General features: G+C 72.5%; 15 protein-coding genes. All 15 read left to right on the top strand.

The genetic code is table 11. From position 1 onward, the window contains the following. Positions 1-79: 79 nt before the first annotated feature. The 15 genes from AB0F98_RS14035 to AB0F98_RS14105 all read left to right on the top strand — a co-directional run bounded on the left by AB0F98_RS14035 (position 80) and on the right by AB0F98_RS14105 (position 13,949). Positions 80-1,492 carry a putative peptidoglycan glycosyltransferase FtsW gene (locus tag AB0F98_RS14035; protein ID WP_357734714.1) on the top strand — a complete coding sequence of 471 codons (1,413 nt, stop codon included), beginning with the start codon at positions 80-82 and terminating at the stop codon, positions 1,490-1,492. Next, positions 1,492-2,598 (top strand): undecaprenyldiphospho-muramoylpentapeptide beta-N-acetylglucosaminyltransferase, encoded by a 1,107-nt coding sequence (murG, locus tag AB0F98_RS14040; RefSeq protein WP_357733963.1) that lies wholly within the window; start codon positions 1,492-1,494, stop codon positions 2,596-2,598. The genes AB0F98_RS14035 and murG overlap by 1 nt, the downstream gene beginning before the upstream one ends. Further along, on the top strand, positions 2,595-4,163 hold the full coding sequence (gene murC, locus AB0F98_RS14045) for a UDP-N-acetylmuramate--L-alanine ligase (RefSeq protein ID WP_357733966.1): 1,569 nt from the start codon (positions 2,595-2,597) through the stop codon (positions 4,161-4,163). The genes murG and murC overlap by 4 nt, the downstream gene beginning before the upstream one ends. Beyond that, on the top strand, positions 4,160-4,975 hold the full coding sequence (locus tag AB0F98_RS14050; protein ID WP_357733969.1) for an FtsQ-type POTRA domain-containing protein: 816 nt from the start codon (positions 4,160-4,162) through the stop codon (positions 4,973-4,975). The genes murC and AB0F98_RS14050 overlap by 4 nt, the downstream gene beginning before the upstream one ends. Positions 4,976-5,220: 245 nt before the next feature. Beyond that, a complete protein-coding gene (ftsZ, locus tag AB0F98_RS14055) occupies positions 5,221-6,336 on the top strand; it encodes a cell division protein FtsZ (RefSeq protein ID WP_355145772.1) in 1,116 nt (371 codons plus the stop codon). Positions 6,337-6,345: 9 nt separating this feature from the next. Next, a complete protein-coding gene (locus AB0F98_RS14060) occupies positions 6,346-7,089 on the top strand; it encodes a YggS family pyridoxal phosphate-dependent enzyme (RefSeq protein ID WP_357733974.1) in 744 nt (247 codons plus the stop codon). 193 nt (positions 7,090-7,282) lie between these two features. Further along, the gene (locus AB0F98_RS14065; protein WP_357733977.1) at positions 7,283-7,972 is read left to right on the top strand and encodes a cell division protein SepF; all 690 of its coding nucleotides are present in this window, start codon (positions 7,283-7,285) and stop codon (positions 7,970-7,972) included. 32 nt (positions 7,973-8,004) lie between these two features. Continuing rightward, on the top strand, positions 8,005-8,313 hold the full coding sequence (locus tag AB0F98_RS14070) for a YggT family protein (RefSeq protein ID WP_357733981.1): 309 nt from the start codon (positions 8,005-8,007) through the stop codon (positions 8,311-8,313). 41 nt (positions 8,314-8,354) lie between these two features. Continuing rightward, a complete protein-coding gene (locus AB0F98_RS14075; RefSeq protein ID WP_357733984.1) occupies positions 8,355-9,167 on the top strand; it encodes a DivIVA domain-containing protein in 813 nt (270 codons plus the stop codon). A gap of 70 nt (positions 9,168-9,237) precedes the next feature. Continuing rightward, a complete protein-coding gene (locus AB0F98_RS14080; protein WP_357733987.1) occupies positions 9,238-9,852 on the top strand; it encodes a hypothetical protein in 615 nt (204 codons plus the stop codon). Between the two features lie 6 nt (positions 9,853-9,858). Then, entirely contained in the window at positions 9,859-10,170 is a 312-nt protein-coding gene (locus tag AB0F98_RS14085) for a DUF167 domain-containing protein (RefSeq protein ID WP_357733990.1), read from the top strand. Positions 10,171-10,192: 22 nt separating this feature from the next. Beyond that, positions 10,193-11,692 (top strand): potassium/proton antiporter, encoded by a 1,500-nt coding sequence (locus AB0F98_RS14090; RefSeq protein WP_357733994.1) that lies wholly within the window; start codon positions 10,193-10,195, stop codon positions 11,690-11,692. A gap of 223 nt (positions 11,693-11,915) precedes the next feature. Beyond that, positions 11,916-12,335, top strand: a complete 420-nt coding sequence (locus AB0F98_RS14095) for a TraR/DksA C4-type zinc finger protein (protein ID WP_357733997.1) — start codon at positions 11,916-11,918, stop codon at positions 12,333-12,335. A gap of 61 nt (positions 12,336-12,396) precedes the next feature. Then, positions 12,397-13,008, top strand: a complete 612-nt coding sequence (gene lspA, locus AB0F98_RS14100; protein WP_357734001.1) for a signal peptidase II — start codon at positions 12,397-12,399, stop codon at positions 13,006-13,008. Continuing rightward, positions 13,005-13,949: an RluA family pseudouridine synthase gene (locus tag AB0F98_RS14105; RefSeq protein ID WP_357734004.1), complete on the top strand. Its 945-nt coding sequence runs from the start codon at positions 13,005-13,007 to the stop codon at positions 13,947-13,949. Before lspA ends, AB0F98_RS14105 begins: the two co-directional genes overlap by 4 nt. Positions 13,950-13,981 lie beyond the last annotated feature (32 nt).

Genomic DNA, 13,981 nt, shown 5'->3' on the forward strand with positions numbered 1-13,981 from the left:
GGCGGGCGCGACGGCCCGCGGGCCGGACGGAGGCACGCCACCGGCGGGCCCGCTGCGCGGGCTGGACGCGGCCGGCGGACTGGCCGCGCTGCGCGGCCTGCTGGACCGCCCGATGGCCTCCTACTACCTGTTGATCTCCAGCGCCGGCCTGCTGCTGCTGATCGGTCTGACCATGGTCTTCTCCGCGACCAGCGTGAAGGACTACGCCGAGGAGGGCAGCGCCACGACCTCGGTGGTCAAGCAGGCCATCTTCGCGGTGATCGGCGTGGTCGCGTTCTGGGCCTGCCAGCGGCTGCCCGCGACGACGTACCGGGCGCTCGGCCGGCCGCTGCTGTTCACCGCGATCGGGCTGCTGCTGGTGCTCAACCTGCTGGTCGCCTGGGCCCGCCTGAGCAATACGGACTCGGCCTCGATCGGCCCGATCGAGGCGTACCTGAACTGGCTGTTCATCGGCGGCGTCCAGGTGCAGCCCTCCGAGCTGGCCAAGTTCGCACTGGTGCTCTGGGGCGCGCACGTGGTCGCCCGCAAGGGCGCCGCGCTCGGCTGGTGGCGCGAGCTGGTCACCCCGCTCGCCCCGATGGTCGGCCTGCTCTTCGTGCTGGTCGGCTACAACGACCTGGGCACCATGATCTGCCTGCTGGCGCTGGTCGTCGGGCTGCTCTGGGCGGCCGGGGTCCGGCTGCGGGTGTTCGGCGCGCTCTCGGTCGCCGGTCTGATCGGGGTCGGCCTGCTGATCGCGGTCGCCTCGCTCGGCGCCGGCTCCGGCGAGCGGGGCGCGGAGAACTACCGCCTCGCCCGGTTGATGTCCTTCTTCAACCCACCGGACCCGGAGGAGTGCAAGCTCACCGACTGCTACCAGCTCTTCCAGGGGCGGTTGGCGATCGAGCACGGGGGCTGGTTCGGGGTCGGGCTCGGCAAGGGCAGCCTGAAGTGGGACTGGCTGCCGGAGGCGCACAACGACTTCATCTTCGCCGTCGTGGCCGAGGAACTGGGGGTGGTCGGCTGCGCGGTGATCCTCACCCTCTTCGCGGTGCTCGCCTACACCGGGCTGCGGATCGCCCGGCGCGTCGACGACCCGTTCCGTCGGCTCGCCGCGGCCGCGGTGACGACGTGGCTGGTGAGCCAGGCCGTGATCAATGTTGGTGGGGTGGTCGGCCTGATGCCGATCACGGGTCTGCCGCTGCCGTTCATCTCCGACGGTGGAAGCGCCCTGGTCGTCACGCTCGCGGCGATCGGCATGCTCGCCTCTTTCGCCCGGGCCGAACCCGATGCGGCCAGAGCCCTCCATGCCCGTCCGCCGGCCCGGTGGGTCCGACTACTCTGGGCCCCGTTGCCGCCGCTTCCCGGACGGCGTCGCCGGACGGCGTCGCCCCCGGCTGCCCGTGGGCCGGTGCCTCGGGCACGGCAGCGGCGGTCCGACGAAGAGGCCGTACCCCGCGGTGCCCGACAGACCAGGGCGCGGAGCGGGACGGCGAGCGAGAGGAGACGCTGATGGGTCCGCTGCGTTCGGTGGTGCTCGCGGGAGGTGGCACCGGGGGGCACGTCTACCCGTTGCTCGCCTTCGCCGACTGCCTGCGCCGACACGACCCCGGCGTCAGGATCACCTGCCTGGGCACACCCCGGGGGATGGAGAACGACCTGATCCCGCCGCAGGGCTACGACCTGCGGCCGATCCCCGCGTACCAGCTGCCCCGGTCGATCAACATGAACCTGGTCCGCACGCCGGGCCGGATGTGGACCGCGGCCCGCGCCGCGGGCAAGGTGATCGACGAGGTCCAGGCCGACGCGGTGATCGGCTTCGGCGGGTACGTCTCGGTGCCGGCCTACCTCGCCGCGTGGCGTCGCGAGATGCCCATCGTCATCCACGAGGTGAACGTGCCGCCGGGCGTGGCGAACCGGCTGGGCATGAAGTTCACCAAGAACGTCGCGGTCGGTTTCCCGCACCAGCCCCAGCAGGCCGAGTCGTTGCGGGACGCCCGGGTGGTCGGTGTGCCGCTGCGCCGCAGCATCGCGGGGCTCGACCGGGCCGCCCTGCGCGACGCCGCCCGGGCCCGCTTCGGGCTCCGCCCGGACCTGCCGGTGCTCTTCGTCGCCGGCGGCTCGTCGGGCGCTCGCTCGATCAACCTCGCCGTCGCCGGCGCGGCCAAGGAACTCGCCCGCAACGGCGTGCAGGTGTTGCACGTGATGGGCGCCCGCAACGAGCCGGTGCCGATCCCCACCGACCTGCCGGTGCCGTACGTGACGCTGCCCTACCTGTCCGAGATGGAGCTGGGCTACGCCGCCGCCGACCTCATGCTCGCCCGCGGCGGGGCGATGACCGTCGCCGAGGTGGCGGCCATCGGCCTGCCCACGATCTTCGTGCCGTACCCGCACAGCAACCAGGAGCAGAGGCGCAACGCGCTGCCCGTGGTGGAGGCCGGCGGCGGGCTGCTCGTCGACGACACCGAGATGATTCCGGCCTGGCTGGAGCGGACGGTGATCCCGCTGGTCCGCGACCCGCAGCGGCTCGCCGCGATGGGGACGGCCGCGGCGGCGTACGGGCGGCGCGACGGCGACGTCGCCCTGCTGAACTTCGTCTACGAGGCGGTGGCCCGATGACCGCGCAGTTCACTCCGGCCGGCACGCTCACCGCCGAGGACCTCGGCGCCATCCACCTCATCGGGGTGGGCGGCGTCGGGATGAGCGGGCTGGCCCGGCTCTTCCTCACCCGGGGCCTGCCGGTCTCCGGCAGCGAGCTGCGGGAGTGGCCGTCGTTGGCCGGGCTGCGCGCGCTGGGCGGCACGATCCACATGAGCCACGAGGCGACCAACCTCGACGGCGTGGACACCGTCATCTACTCCTCGGCGATCCCACAGGACCACCTGGAGCTGGTGGAGGCGCGCCGTCGCGGCCTGCGGGTGCTGCACCGCTCGGAGGCGCTCGCCGCGGCCATGACCGGCCGTCGCGCGGTCGCGGTCGCCGGCACGCACGGCAAGACCACCACGACCTCGATGGTCACCATGGTGCTCCAGCAGGCGGGCACGGATCCGTCCTTCGTGATCGGCGGGGAGATCTCCGAGGTCGGCTCGGGCGCGCACCACGGCACGGGCGAGTACTTCGTGGTGGAGGCCGACGAGAGCGACCGCTCCTTCCTCATCTACCGCCCGTACGTCTCGATCATCACCAACATCGAGGCCGACCACCTGAACACGTACGGCGACCTGGCGAACCTGGAGGCCGCCTTCGCCGAGTTCGCCCGGCTCACCGATCCGGAGGGGTTCGTCATCACCTGCGCGGACGACCCGGGCGGGCGGCGGCTGGCGGCGACGTTGCGGGCCGAGGGGCGCCGCGTGTACACGTACGGCGAGTCGCCGGACGCGGACCTGCGGCTGACCTCGATGGCCTCCTCGGCGCAGGGGGTGCGTTACCTCGCCGCGATCGACGGCCGGTCGCTGGGCGAGTTCCGGCTGCCGGTGCCCGGGCGGCACATGGGCCTCAACAGCGCTTCGGCGGTGCTCGCCGCGTACCTGCTGGAGCTGCCGCTGGAGGCGGCGGAGGCCGCGCTGGCGGCGTTTCCCGGTGTTCGCCGGCGCTTCGAGCGCAAGGGCGTCGCCGACGACGTGCTGGTCTACGACGAGTACGCCTACCACCCCACCTCGATGACCTTGGCGTTGCAGACGCTGCGCGAGGTGGCGGGGGACGGCCGCCTGATCGTCGTCTTCCAGCCCTACCGGCTCTACCGCACCCGGGACCTGCAGGCGGAGATCGCCCAGGCGCTGGCGATCGCCGACGAGTTGGTGCTGTTGGAGGTCTTCGGGCCCGGTGAGTTGCGCCAGCCCGGGGAGGGCTCGGCCGCGCTGATCGAGGCGGTGCAGCTGCCGGCCGAGCGGAAGGTCTTCGTCGACTCCTGGGAGACGGCGCCGGTGGAGGTGGCCCGCCGGGCCCGTCCCGGCGACGTGGTGGTGACCATGGGCGCTCCGCCGATCTCGCTGATGGGCGACCAGCTGTTGGACGCCCTGCTCACCCGTACGGCGGGAGCCGCCGGCACCGGCGCGCAGGCGCCGGGCGGTGCGTCCGGCGGCGTGGCCATCGGGGGCACCGTTCCGGGGGTGCCGGCCGCCGGCGGCGGTCCGACAGCCGGTGACGCCGTCACCCCGGACGGCGCGGCGCCCGCCGCCGGATGAGCCCCGGGCCCGCTCGCGGGCGGACCACCGGTGAGGCGTCCGGCCGGCGTGGGCCGGTCGTGCGGCGTTGGCAGCTGGTCCGGGCGGGCAGCGACGCGGTGCCGCCCTCGGCCCGGCGTTTCATGCGCCGGGCCCGGCAGCGTCGGATGCGCGCCGCGCTGCCGTGGGCGGTAGCCGCGGCGGTGCTCGTGCTGGCGGGGCTGATCGCCTGGATCGTCCTCGGCACCGGCCTGTTCGGAGTGCGCGAGGTGCGGGTGGAGGGTGCCGGGCTCGTGACGCCGGTGCAGGTGCGCGAGGCCGCCGGCGTGCCGGACGGGATCCCGCTGGCCAGGGTGGACCTGGCCGGAACGGCCCGGCGGATCGGCGAGCTGGCACCGGTGGAACGGGCCACGGTGACCCGGGACTGGCCGGGCGCGCTGGTGGTACGCGTGGTGGAGCGCACTGCGGTGGCCGCGGTGCCGCAGGGGGAGCGGTTCGTCCTGATCGACCGCACCGGCACGGTCTTCCGCAGCCTGGACGAGCGACCCGGCGACGTGCCGCTGGTGCGGGTCTCCCGGCCGGGGGCGGACGATCCGGGTACCCGGGCCGCGGTGCAGGTGCTCGGCGCGCTCTCCCCGGAGCTACGTGGCTCCCTGCTGGACGTGAGCGTGGAGAGTCTCGCGCTGATCAAGCTCCGTCTGGACGGCGGCCGGACGGTGGTCTGGGGCGACGCGTCCCGGAACGAGGACAAGGCGCGGGTGGCCACCGCGCTGCTGGACCAGCGGGCGAAGACGATCGACGTGAGCGCGCCGGACGTGGTCACCTTCCGCTGACGGCACGTCGCCTGACGTGAGCCGTCCCGCTCCGGGCGGCGACACGCCGGTCAGGTCCTTGGTTCACGGGGCGGCGGCGCTTACGTTGCCCCGAAGAGGATCAGTGGTTGACATAACTGTAAGCCTCTAGTAGAGGGTGAGGGTTCGACCCTGGTCCTCATGAGGAACTGCCGACGTCGACTGCTGGCCTGGCCAAGCCGTGTGGGGCCGGCCCATGCCAATCTCGAGGGGGAAAGGACCTTCAGATGACACCTCCGCACAACTACCTGGCGGTCATCAAGGTCGTCGGCATCGGTGGCGGCGGCGTGAACGCCGTCAACCGAATGATCGAGGTTGGGCTCAAGGGCGTCGAGTTCATCGCGATCAACACCGACGCGCAGGCGCTGCTGATGAGCGACGCCGACGTGAAGCTCGACGTCGGCCGCGAGCTGACCCGTGGGCTCGGCGCGGGTGCCAACCCGGACGTCGGCAAGAACGCCGCCGAGGACCACCGTGACGAGATCGAGGAGGTGCTCAAGGGCGCCGACATGGTCTTCGTGACCTGTGGTGAGGGTGGTGGCACCGGTACCGGCGGCGCGCCCGTGGTGGCGAACATCGCCCGTAAGCTCGGCGCCCTGACCATCGGCGTCGTGACCCGGCCGTTCTCGTTCGAGGGCAAGCGCCGCCAGGTGCAGGCCGAGGCCGGCATCGACGAGCTGCGCAACCAGTGCGACACGCTGATCGTCATCCCGAACGACCGACTGCTGGCGCTCGGTGACCGCAACATCAGCATGATGGACGCGTTCCGCACCGCGGACCAGGTGCTCCTCTCCGGCGTCCAGGGCATCACCGACCTGATCACCACGCCGGGTCTGATCAACCTGGACTTCGCCGACGTGAAGAGCGTCATGAGCGGCGCGGGCAGCGCGCTGATGGGCATCGGCAGCGCCCGCGGCGAGAACCGCGCGGTGGAGGCCGCCGAGGCGGCGATCTCCAGCCCGCTGCTGGAGCAGAGCATGGACGGTGCGCGCGGCGTGCTGCTCTCCATCGCCGGCGGCTCCGATCTCGGCCTGTTCGAGATCAACGACGCGGCGCAACTGGTCACCGACGCCGCTCACCCGGACGCGAACATCATCTTCGGTGCGGTCATCGACGACGCGCTCGGCGACGAGGTGCGGGTGACCGTGATCGCGGCGGGCTTCGACGGTGGGGCGCCGGCGTACAAGGCGGCCGAGCCGGGGCGGAAGACCAACCAGAACCAGCCGGCGCCGCAGAACCCGCCGGTGGCACCGCCACCGACCATGCCGGCGCCGCAGCAGTCGCCTCGCCGCGTGCTCTTCGACGACGTCGACGTGCCCGACTTCCTCAAGAACGGATCCTGAGCGCCACCCATGACCGACAGCTCGACCAGGGTACGGCCGGATCGCCGTGCCGAACTGGCGGCCGCGCTGGCCTCGGTGCGGTCCCGGATCGCGGACGCCTGCGCGGCCGCCGGACGGGACCGCGCCGAGGTCACGATGATCGCGGTGACCAAGACCTACCCGGCCGCCGACGTGCTGGCGCTCGCCGAACTCGGTGTGACCGACGTCGGTGAGAATCGTGACCAGGAGGCGGCCGGCAAGGCCGCCGAGGTCGCGGCGGCCGGGGCGGCGCCGCGTTGGCACTTCATCGGACGGTTGCAGCGCAACAAGGCCCGCTCGGTGGTCCGCTACGCCGACGCGGTGCACTCGGTGGACAGCGTCCGGCTGGCCCGGGCGCTGGACGTCGCCGCGAGCGGCCGGGATCGGCCGCTGGCGGCCCTGGTGCAGGTGAGTGTCGACGGTGACCCGTCGCGTGGCGGGGCGCTGCCGGAGTCCGGCGATCCGGACGTCGGGCTGGGCGCGGTGGCCGAGGCCGTGGCGTCGGTGCCGGCGTTGCGGCTGGCGGGGTTGATGGCGGTGGCGCCGCTGGGCTGGGAGCCGGAGCGGGCCTTCGCCCGGCTGGCCGAGGTGGCCGAGTGGATGCGTGCGGTCCACCCGGAGGCGACGGCGCTCTCCGCCGGTATGAGTGGCGACCTGGAAATCGCGATCAGATACGGCGCGACACATGTCCGCGTCGGTAGTGCGTTGCTCGGAATGCGCCCCACGCTGCGGTAGCCTGACCGCGAAAGAAGCAAATTACATCGGTGTTGTTTCAGGGACGGCATCCCGTCGTCGGGGGGTCGTGGCACGCGACGCGAATCGCGCGCCAGTGGATTGCTGTTCCGGTCCGGTGGGCAGTTAGAAGTCCACTCGCGACAGGCGACACGGCACGGGGGCGCGTGCCGCACGGCGGATGGAAGGGCGCGGGATGGGTGCACTGCGCAAGGCGGGGGTCTGGCTCGGTCTGGTCGAAGAGGACGACGAGCGGGCCTACGAGGACGGTGGCTACGACAAGGGTGGCTACCGCGACTCGCGCTACCGGCAGAGCCGGTACGCCGAGGAGTTCGCCGACGACGAGGACGACGCCGAGGAGCCGCCGGCGCCGCGTCCCCGCCTGGGGGAGCGTGGCCGGCTCAGCGAGCGGGCGAGCAGCCGCTCGACGGAGACCGAGCGCGACGAGCCGGAGCGCCCGGAGCGCGCGGAGCGGTCCAGCGTCCGGTCGATCACCCGGTCGACGGGGGAGACCGCGAGTGCGCTGACCTACCACACCCGCGACAATCTCGCCCTCGCTCCGCAGGCCGCGCCGCGGGAGCGTACGGTCGCCGCCGACGAGGAGCAGCGCTACCAGATCACCACCCTGCACCCGACCACCTACCGGGAGGCGCGGACCATCGGTGAGCACTTCCGGGACGGAGTGCCGGTGATCATCAACCTCACCGAGATGGACGAGGCGGACGCCCGCCGTCTGGTGGACTTCGCCGCCGGGCTGGCGTTCGGGCTGCGCGGTACGATCGAGCGCGTGACCAATCGGGTGTTCCTGCTCTCACCGGCCAACGTCCAGGTCACCGCGGAGGACAAGGCCAAGATCGCTGAGGGCGGCTTTTTCAGTCTGAGTTGACCCCCGCCCCGAGCCGAGGGACGTCGCCTGTCGTGTTGTCGATCGTGCTCCAGGTTCTGTACCTGGTCCTGTATGTCTTCCTGTTGCTTCTCCTGTCCCGGTTCGTCCTGAGCGCCGTGCTGCAGTACGGACGCCGCTGGCAACCTGGTCGCGGCGCATCGGCGGGACTGGAATCCGTGTGGAGCGTCACTGATCCCCCTCTCAGCGCGTTGAGGCGTGTGATCCCTCCGCTGCGAATTGGTACCGTGAGCATCGACCTGGCCTCCCTTGTGCTCCTGGTTATCCTGTTCGTGCTGATGGAGTTCGTGTTGAGGCCGTCGATCCTGGCAACCGCCGGATGACCGACGCGCTTTCGCGGCCGCAACTGACCCGAGGAGTTTCGATGCCGCTGACCCCGGCCGACGTTCACAACGTCGCCTTCAAAAAGCCGCCGATCGGCAAGCGGGGGTATGACGAGGAGGAGGTCGACGCCTTCCTTGACGAGGTCGAGCGCGAGCTCGCCCGTCTCATCGAGGAGAACAACGAGCTGCGCGCCCAGGTGGAGCGCGGCGGCCGTGGCGGCGCCCCCGCCGGCCCCGGCGGTGACGCCCGCCTCGCGGCGGAGCTCAACGACGTCAAGGCCCAGCTCGACCGGGTGCAGCGCGACAAGGCCGCGGCCGAGCAGGCCGCCCGCGCGATGCAGGCCGAGCTGGAGCAGGTGCGTTCCGCCGGCGGCGCCGCCGCTGCTGCCGCCGCCGTGGGCGACGGCGAGCAGCAGGCGCTGCGAGTGCTGATGATGGCCCAGCGGACGGCCGACGACCACGTCACGGACGCCCGGCGCGAGGCCGACCAGCTGCTCGCCGAGGCCCGGTCGAAGGCCGAGGAGGTGACCCGGGAGGCGCGTGCGAAGGCCGACGCGCTCGAGCGGGACGCCCGCCAGCGGCACCAGGAGGCCATGGGCGGCCTGGACGCCAAGCGCACCGCGCTGCAGAAGCACATCGAGGAGCTCAAGCAGTTCGAGCGTGAGTACCGCACCCGCCTCAAGGCCTACCTGGAGAGCCAGCTGCGCGACCTCGACGGTCGCGGGCAGGGCCTGGAGGCCGAGATGACGCGCTCGGAGGGCGGACGGGTCTCGGGCGGTAACGGTCTGGCCACCGCCGGCCTTGCCGGCTCCTACGGTGGCGGTCGCTCCGGCGCTCTCGAGGCCGGTCGCTGATTTACGGTCGGCGGCCGTCAGCGCGACGGTCGCCGACCACCTGGACGGTACGACGCGGCGGGGGTGACCCGTGATTGTCGCAAGCCTCGTGCTCATCCTTGTCGCTGTGGCGCTGCTGGTGCTGGGTCTGGCCGGTGGCTCCAGTCTTTTGTTGATCATCTCCATCGCGGCCAGTCTGCTGGCCGCCGTCGCGTTGGTGGTGGGTGCCCGCCAGGCCGCCGCCGCCCGCGCGACTGCGGATCCGGCCCGCACGGGTCAGCGGGAGCCGGGCGTGTCCCGGGCGGCTGACCCGGCAGGGCAGGGCGTCGCGTACGGCCCGATCGAGCCGGAGATTCCGGTTCAGCACGTTCCTCCGACAGTCGGCAGCGGTGGCGGGTGGCGGCAAACACCCGTCCCGCCGGCCGGCGACCGGCCGCCCCCGTCGACCACCGGGCAGGTGGGGGCGCACGACGACGAGCCCGACGCCCAGCCCGTGACGCCGGCCGAGGTGTCGCAGATGGCCCGGCTCTCCGACGAGGTGCGGGTGGTGGACGGTCGGCCCCGTTACCACCTGGCCGACTGTGCGCACCTGGTCGGACGGGTGTGTGAGCCACTGCCGGTGGCGGAGGCCGTGGAACTCGGCTTCACGCCGTGCGCCCGGTGCGAGCCGGCCACCGCGCTGCTCGCCGACGTCCGGCCGAGCTGAGCGAGGATGCCCGTGCCTGCGCGAGACACGCTGACCGTGGCGGTCCGGGTCAAGCCCGGCTCCGCCCGAGCCCGGGTCGGCGGCCGGTTCGACGGTCCGCACGGGCCTGCGCTGATCATCGCCGTGAACGCGCCGGCTGTCGACGGCCGGGCCACCGAGGCGGCCCGGCGGGCGCTCGCCAGCGCGCTCGACGTCCGGCCGGCGGCGGTGTCGCTGCGCGCGGGCGCGGCCAGCCGCGACAAGCTCTTCCTCATCGAACGGCCCGGTCCGGAGCTGCCCGAGATGCTGCGCCGGCTGCGCGACGGATCCGGCGAGTGAGGAACGCCCGGGCTGTGCGACCGTGACGCCCGGGCTGGATCTCGCGCTGCTCGTCGGCGCCGCCGTGCTGCTGGTGGCGGTCGGCGCCGTCCGGCTCTCCACCCGGCTCGGCGTACCCAGCCTTCTGGTCTACCTGGCTCTGGGCGTCGCGATCGGTGAGGCCGGGCTGGGCATCCAGTTCGAAGACGCGACCCTTACCCGTACCCTCGGCTTCTGCGCGCTCATCGTGATCATCGCCGAGGGTGGGCTCACCGCCCGGTGGAGCACGCTGCGGCCGGTGCTCGCGCTGTCCGCGGTGCTCGCGACGGTCGGCGTGCTCGTCAGCATCGTGGTGGTCGGGGTCGCCGTCCACTTCCTGCTCGGGCTGGACTGGCGGTTGTCGCTGCTCTACGGGGCGGTGCTCTCCTCCACCGACGCGGCCGCCGTGTTCGCCACGCTGCGCCGGCTGCGCCTGCCGCCCCGGCTGGTGGCCTCGCTGGAGGCCGAGTCCGGCATGAACGACGCGCCGGTGGTGCTGCTCGTGGTGCTGCTCTCCGTGGAGAGCGCCGGGCACCCGTGGTGGTACGAGGTCGGCTTGGTGGGCTACGAGCTGATCGTGGGCGCCGCGGTCGGCGTCGCGGCGGGCCTGGCCGGGCGTTGGACGCTGCGCCGGGAGGCGCTGCCGTCGGCCGGGTTGTACCCGATCGCCGTGGTCGGTTTCACCGTGCTGGCGTACGCGGCCGGGGCGATGCTGCACGCCTCGGGCTTCCTCGCCGTCTACGTCGCCGGTGTGCTGCTCGGCAACGCCCGCCTGCCGCACCGGCAGGCGATCCTCGGTTTCGCCGACGGGCTGGCCTGGCTGGCCCAGATCGGTCTGTTCGTGCTGCTGGGGCTGTTGGCGTCACCGGATCGGCTCGACGGAGCGGTGCTCCCCGCGGTGGTGACCGGGCTGGCCCTGGTGCTGGTGGCGCGGCCGCTGTCGGTGGCGGTGTCCGCGCTGCCGTTCCGGGTGGGGCTGCGTGAGCAGGCCTTCCTGTCCTGGGCGGGGCTGCGCGGTGCGGTGCCGATCGTGCTGGCCACCATTCCGCTCTCCGAGCGGGTGCCCGGCGCGGAGGGGCTCTTCGACGCGGTCTTCGTACTGGTGGTGATCTTCACCGTGTTGCAGACCACGACGTTGGCGCCGGTGGCCCGCCGCCTCGGGGTGACCGCGCCGGCCGAGGCGGCGGAGGTGCACGTCGAGACGGCGCCGCTGGAACGGATGCGGGCCGATCTGTTGCAGCTGGAGGTGCCGGAGGGGTCGCGGCTGGCTGGCGTGCACGTCGACGAGCTGCGGTTGCCGCAGGGGGCCTCGGTGACCCTGGTGCTGCGCGACGGGGTGGGTTTCGTGCCAGATCCGGGCACCCGGCTCAAGTCCGGCGACAGCCTGTTGATCGTCGCTACCGCGGCCGCGCGGGACGAGGCGGAGCGGCGGTTGCGTGCGGTCGATCGGCGGGGTCGGCTGGCCCGGTGGTTTGGCGAGTACGGCGACGACCCCGACGATTGATCTGCTAGCGTTCCTTTTGTCCCCATTAGGTGGGGCTTGGGGCTGAATAGCGGTACGTCGGTGCGGCACGTTGTCGGACGCCTGTACGTTCCGTATTCTTGCCAACCTCTGGAGTGCGCGGCGGACATGGCTGCGCGCCCCTTTTCGTACTGGGGGTCGCCGGATCGGTGCCCCCTGTCCAGGTGCCGCGGATCGCCGCGGTTCCGCGGCCTAGGGAGCGACCATGGCGAAGCCAGCCGAGACCAGGACCGCCGGCCGCAAGGCGGTGGCGAAGCCCACCCGCAGTGCCGCGGAGACCGAGAAGATCCGGGCGGCTCTGGCGGCGCGGCGGGACGAGCTCCGCGCCGAGTACGATCAGACGCTGAGCGAGATCACCGAGCTGCAGCGCGACCGGCTGACCGACTCGGCCGGGGACGACCAGGCCGACACCGGCACCAAGACGTTCGAGCGGGAGCAGGAGATCTCTCTCGCCAACAGCATCCTGGAACGGATCACGCAGGTCGAACGGGCGCTGGAGCGGCTCGACGAGGGCAGCTACGGCTGGTGCGAGCGGTGCGGCAACCCGATCCCGGTGGAGCGGCTCGCCGCCTTCCCGTCGGCGACCCTCTGCGTGACCTGCAAGCAGCTGGAGGAGCGGCGCTGAGGTCCGCTCCCCGGCGGCGAAGAAGACGGTGAGCGATCACCGCCGAGTCGATGGGGAGCAGATGAGCGCAGCACCGTCCGCCGGATCCGGCAGCGACGAACCGGCCCACCGCCGGGCCCGGCCGGGAGCGGTCGCCATCCTCGTCGGCACGGCGCTGGTCGCCCTACTGATCGACCTGCTCACCAAACACCTCGCGTTGATGCACCTCACCGACCGGGAGCCGCTGCGGCTGCTGGGCGGGTTCATCTACCTCAACCTGATCCGCAACAGCGGAGCCGCCTGGAGCATCGGCTCCGACCACACCTGGGTCTTCCCGCTGATCACCATCGCGGTGGTCGGCTGGATCGTCTGGATGGCGCTGCGGCTGCGTTCCGTTCCCTGGGCGATCTCGCTCGGTCTGGTGCTGGGCGGAGCCCTCGGCAACCTGATGGACCGGATCTTCCGCGCCCCCGGTCACTTCGTCGGCCACGTCGTCGACATGATCAGCGTCTTCGGGCCGTTCGGCGAGTACTTCCCGGTGTTCAACCTGGCCGACAGCTCGCTGGTCTGCGGCGTCGTGCTCGCCGTGCTGTTGGAACTGACCGGCCGCCAGCGCGACGGCGGCCGGGTCGGCCGTGGCGGCCGCCCGAGCGCGGATCCGGCGACCGTCACCGAGCAGCGGGAGCGAGCATGACCTCGGCATTCGTGGGAGGCGGCGGCCAGCGTTCGCTGCCGGTGCCGGACGGCCTCGACGGCATGCGACTGGACCAGGCGGTGTCCCGGCTCTTCGGCCTGTCCCGTACCGCCGCCGCGGCCCTGGTGGACGCCGGGGACGCGCTCGTCGACGGCGTGACCCGCCCCAACTCGCACAAGGTCAAGGCCGGCTCGTGGCTGGAGGTGACCCTGCCCGCCCCGCCCGCGCCGCCGACCGTGGTGCCACAGGCGGTGCCCGGCCTGCGGGTGATCTACGCCGACGACGACATCGTGGTGGTGGACAAGCCGGTGGGTGTCGCCGCCCACCCGAGCCCCGGCTGGACCGGTCCCACCGTGATCGGCGCGCTGGCCGCGATCGGCCACCGCATCTCCACCAGCGGCGCGGCCGAACGGCAGGGCGTGGTGCACCGCCTGGACGTGGGCACCACGGGAGTCATGGTGGTCGCCAAGAGCGAGCAGGCGTACACCGCGTTGAAGCGGGCGTTCAAGTACCGCGACGTGGAGAAGCGCTACCACGCCGTGGTACAGGGGCACCTGGATCCGCTGCGCGGCACGATCGACGCCCCGATCGACCGGCACCCCACCCACGACTACCGGTGGGCCGTGGTCTCGGGCGGCAAGCCGAGCATCACCCACTACGACACCCTTGAGGCGTTCCCGGCCGCCAGCCTGGTCGACGTCCGGCTGGAGACCGGTCGTACCCATCAGATCCGGGTGCACTTCTCCACCCTGCGTCACCCGTGCGTGGGCGACCTCACCTACGGCGCGGACCCGACCCTGTCCGCCCGGCTCCGGCTCGACCGGCAGTGGCTGCACGCCCGCGAACTGAGCTTCCTGCACCCCCGTACGGGGGAAGAGGTTCGCTTCGTCAGCGACTACCCTGACGACCTGGAACGCGCGCTCCGGATCCTGCGCGACTGAGCGGCGGTCCGCCCGACACCGATCGACGAGGG

This window comes from Micromonospora sp. NPDC023737, assembly GCF_040639715.1.
Lineage (GTDB): Bacteria > Actinomycetota > Actinomycetes > Mycobacteriales > Micromonosporaceae > Micromonospora.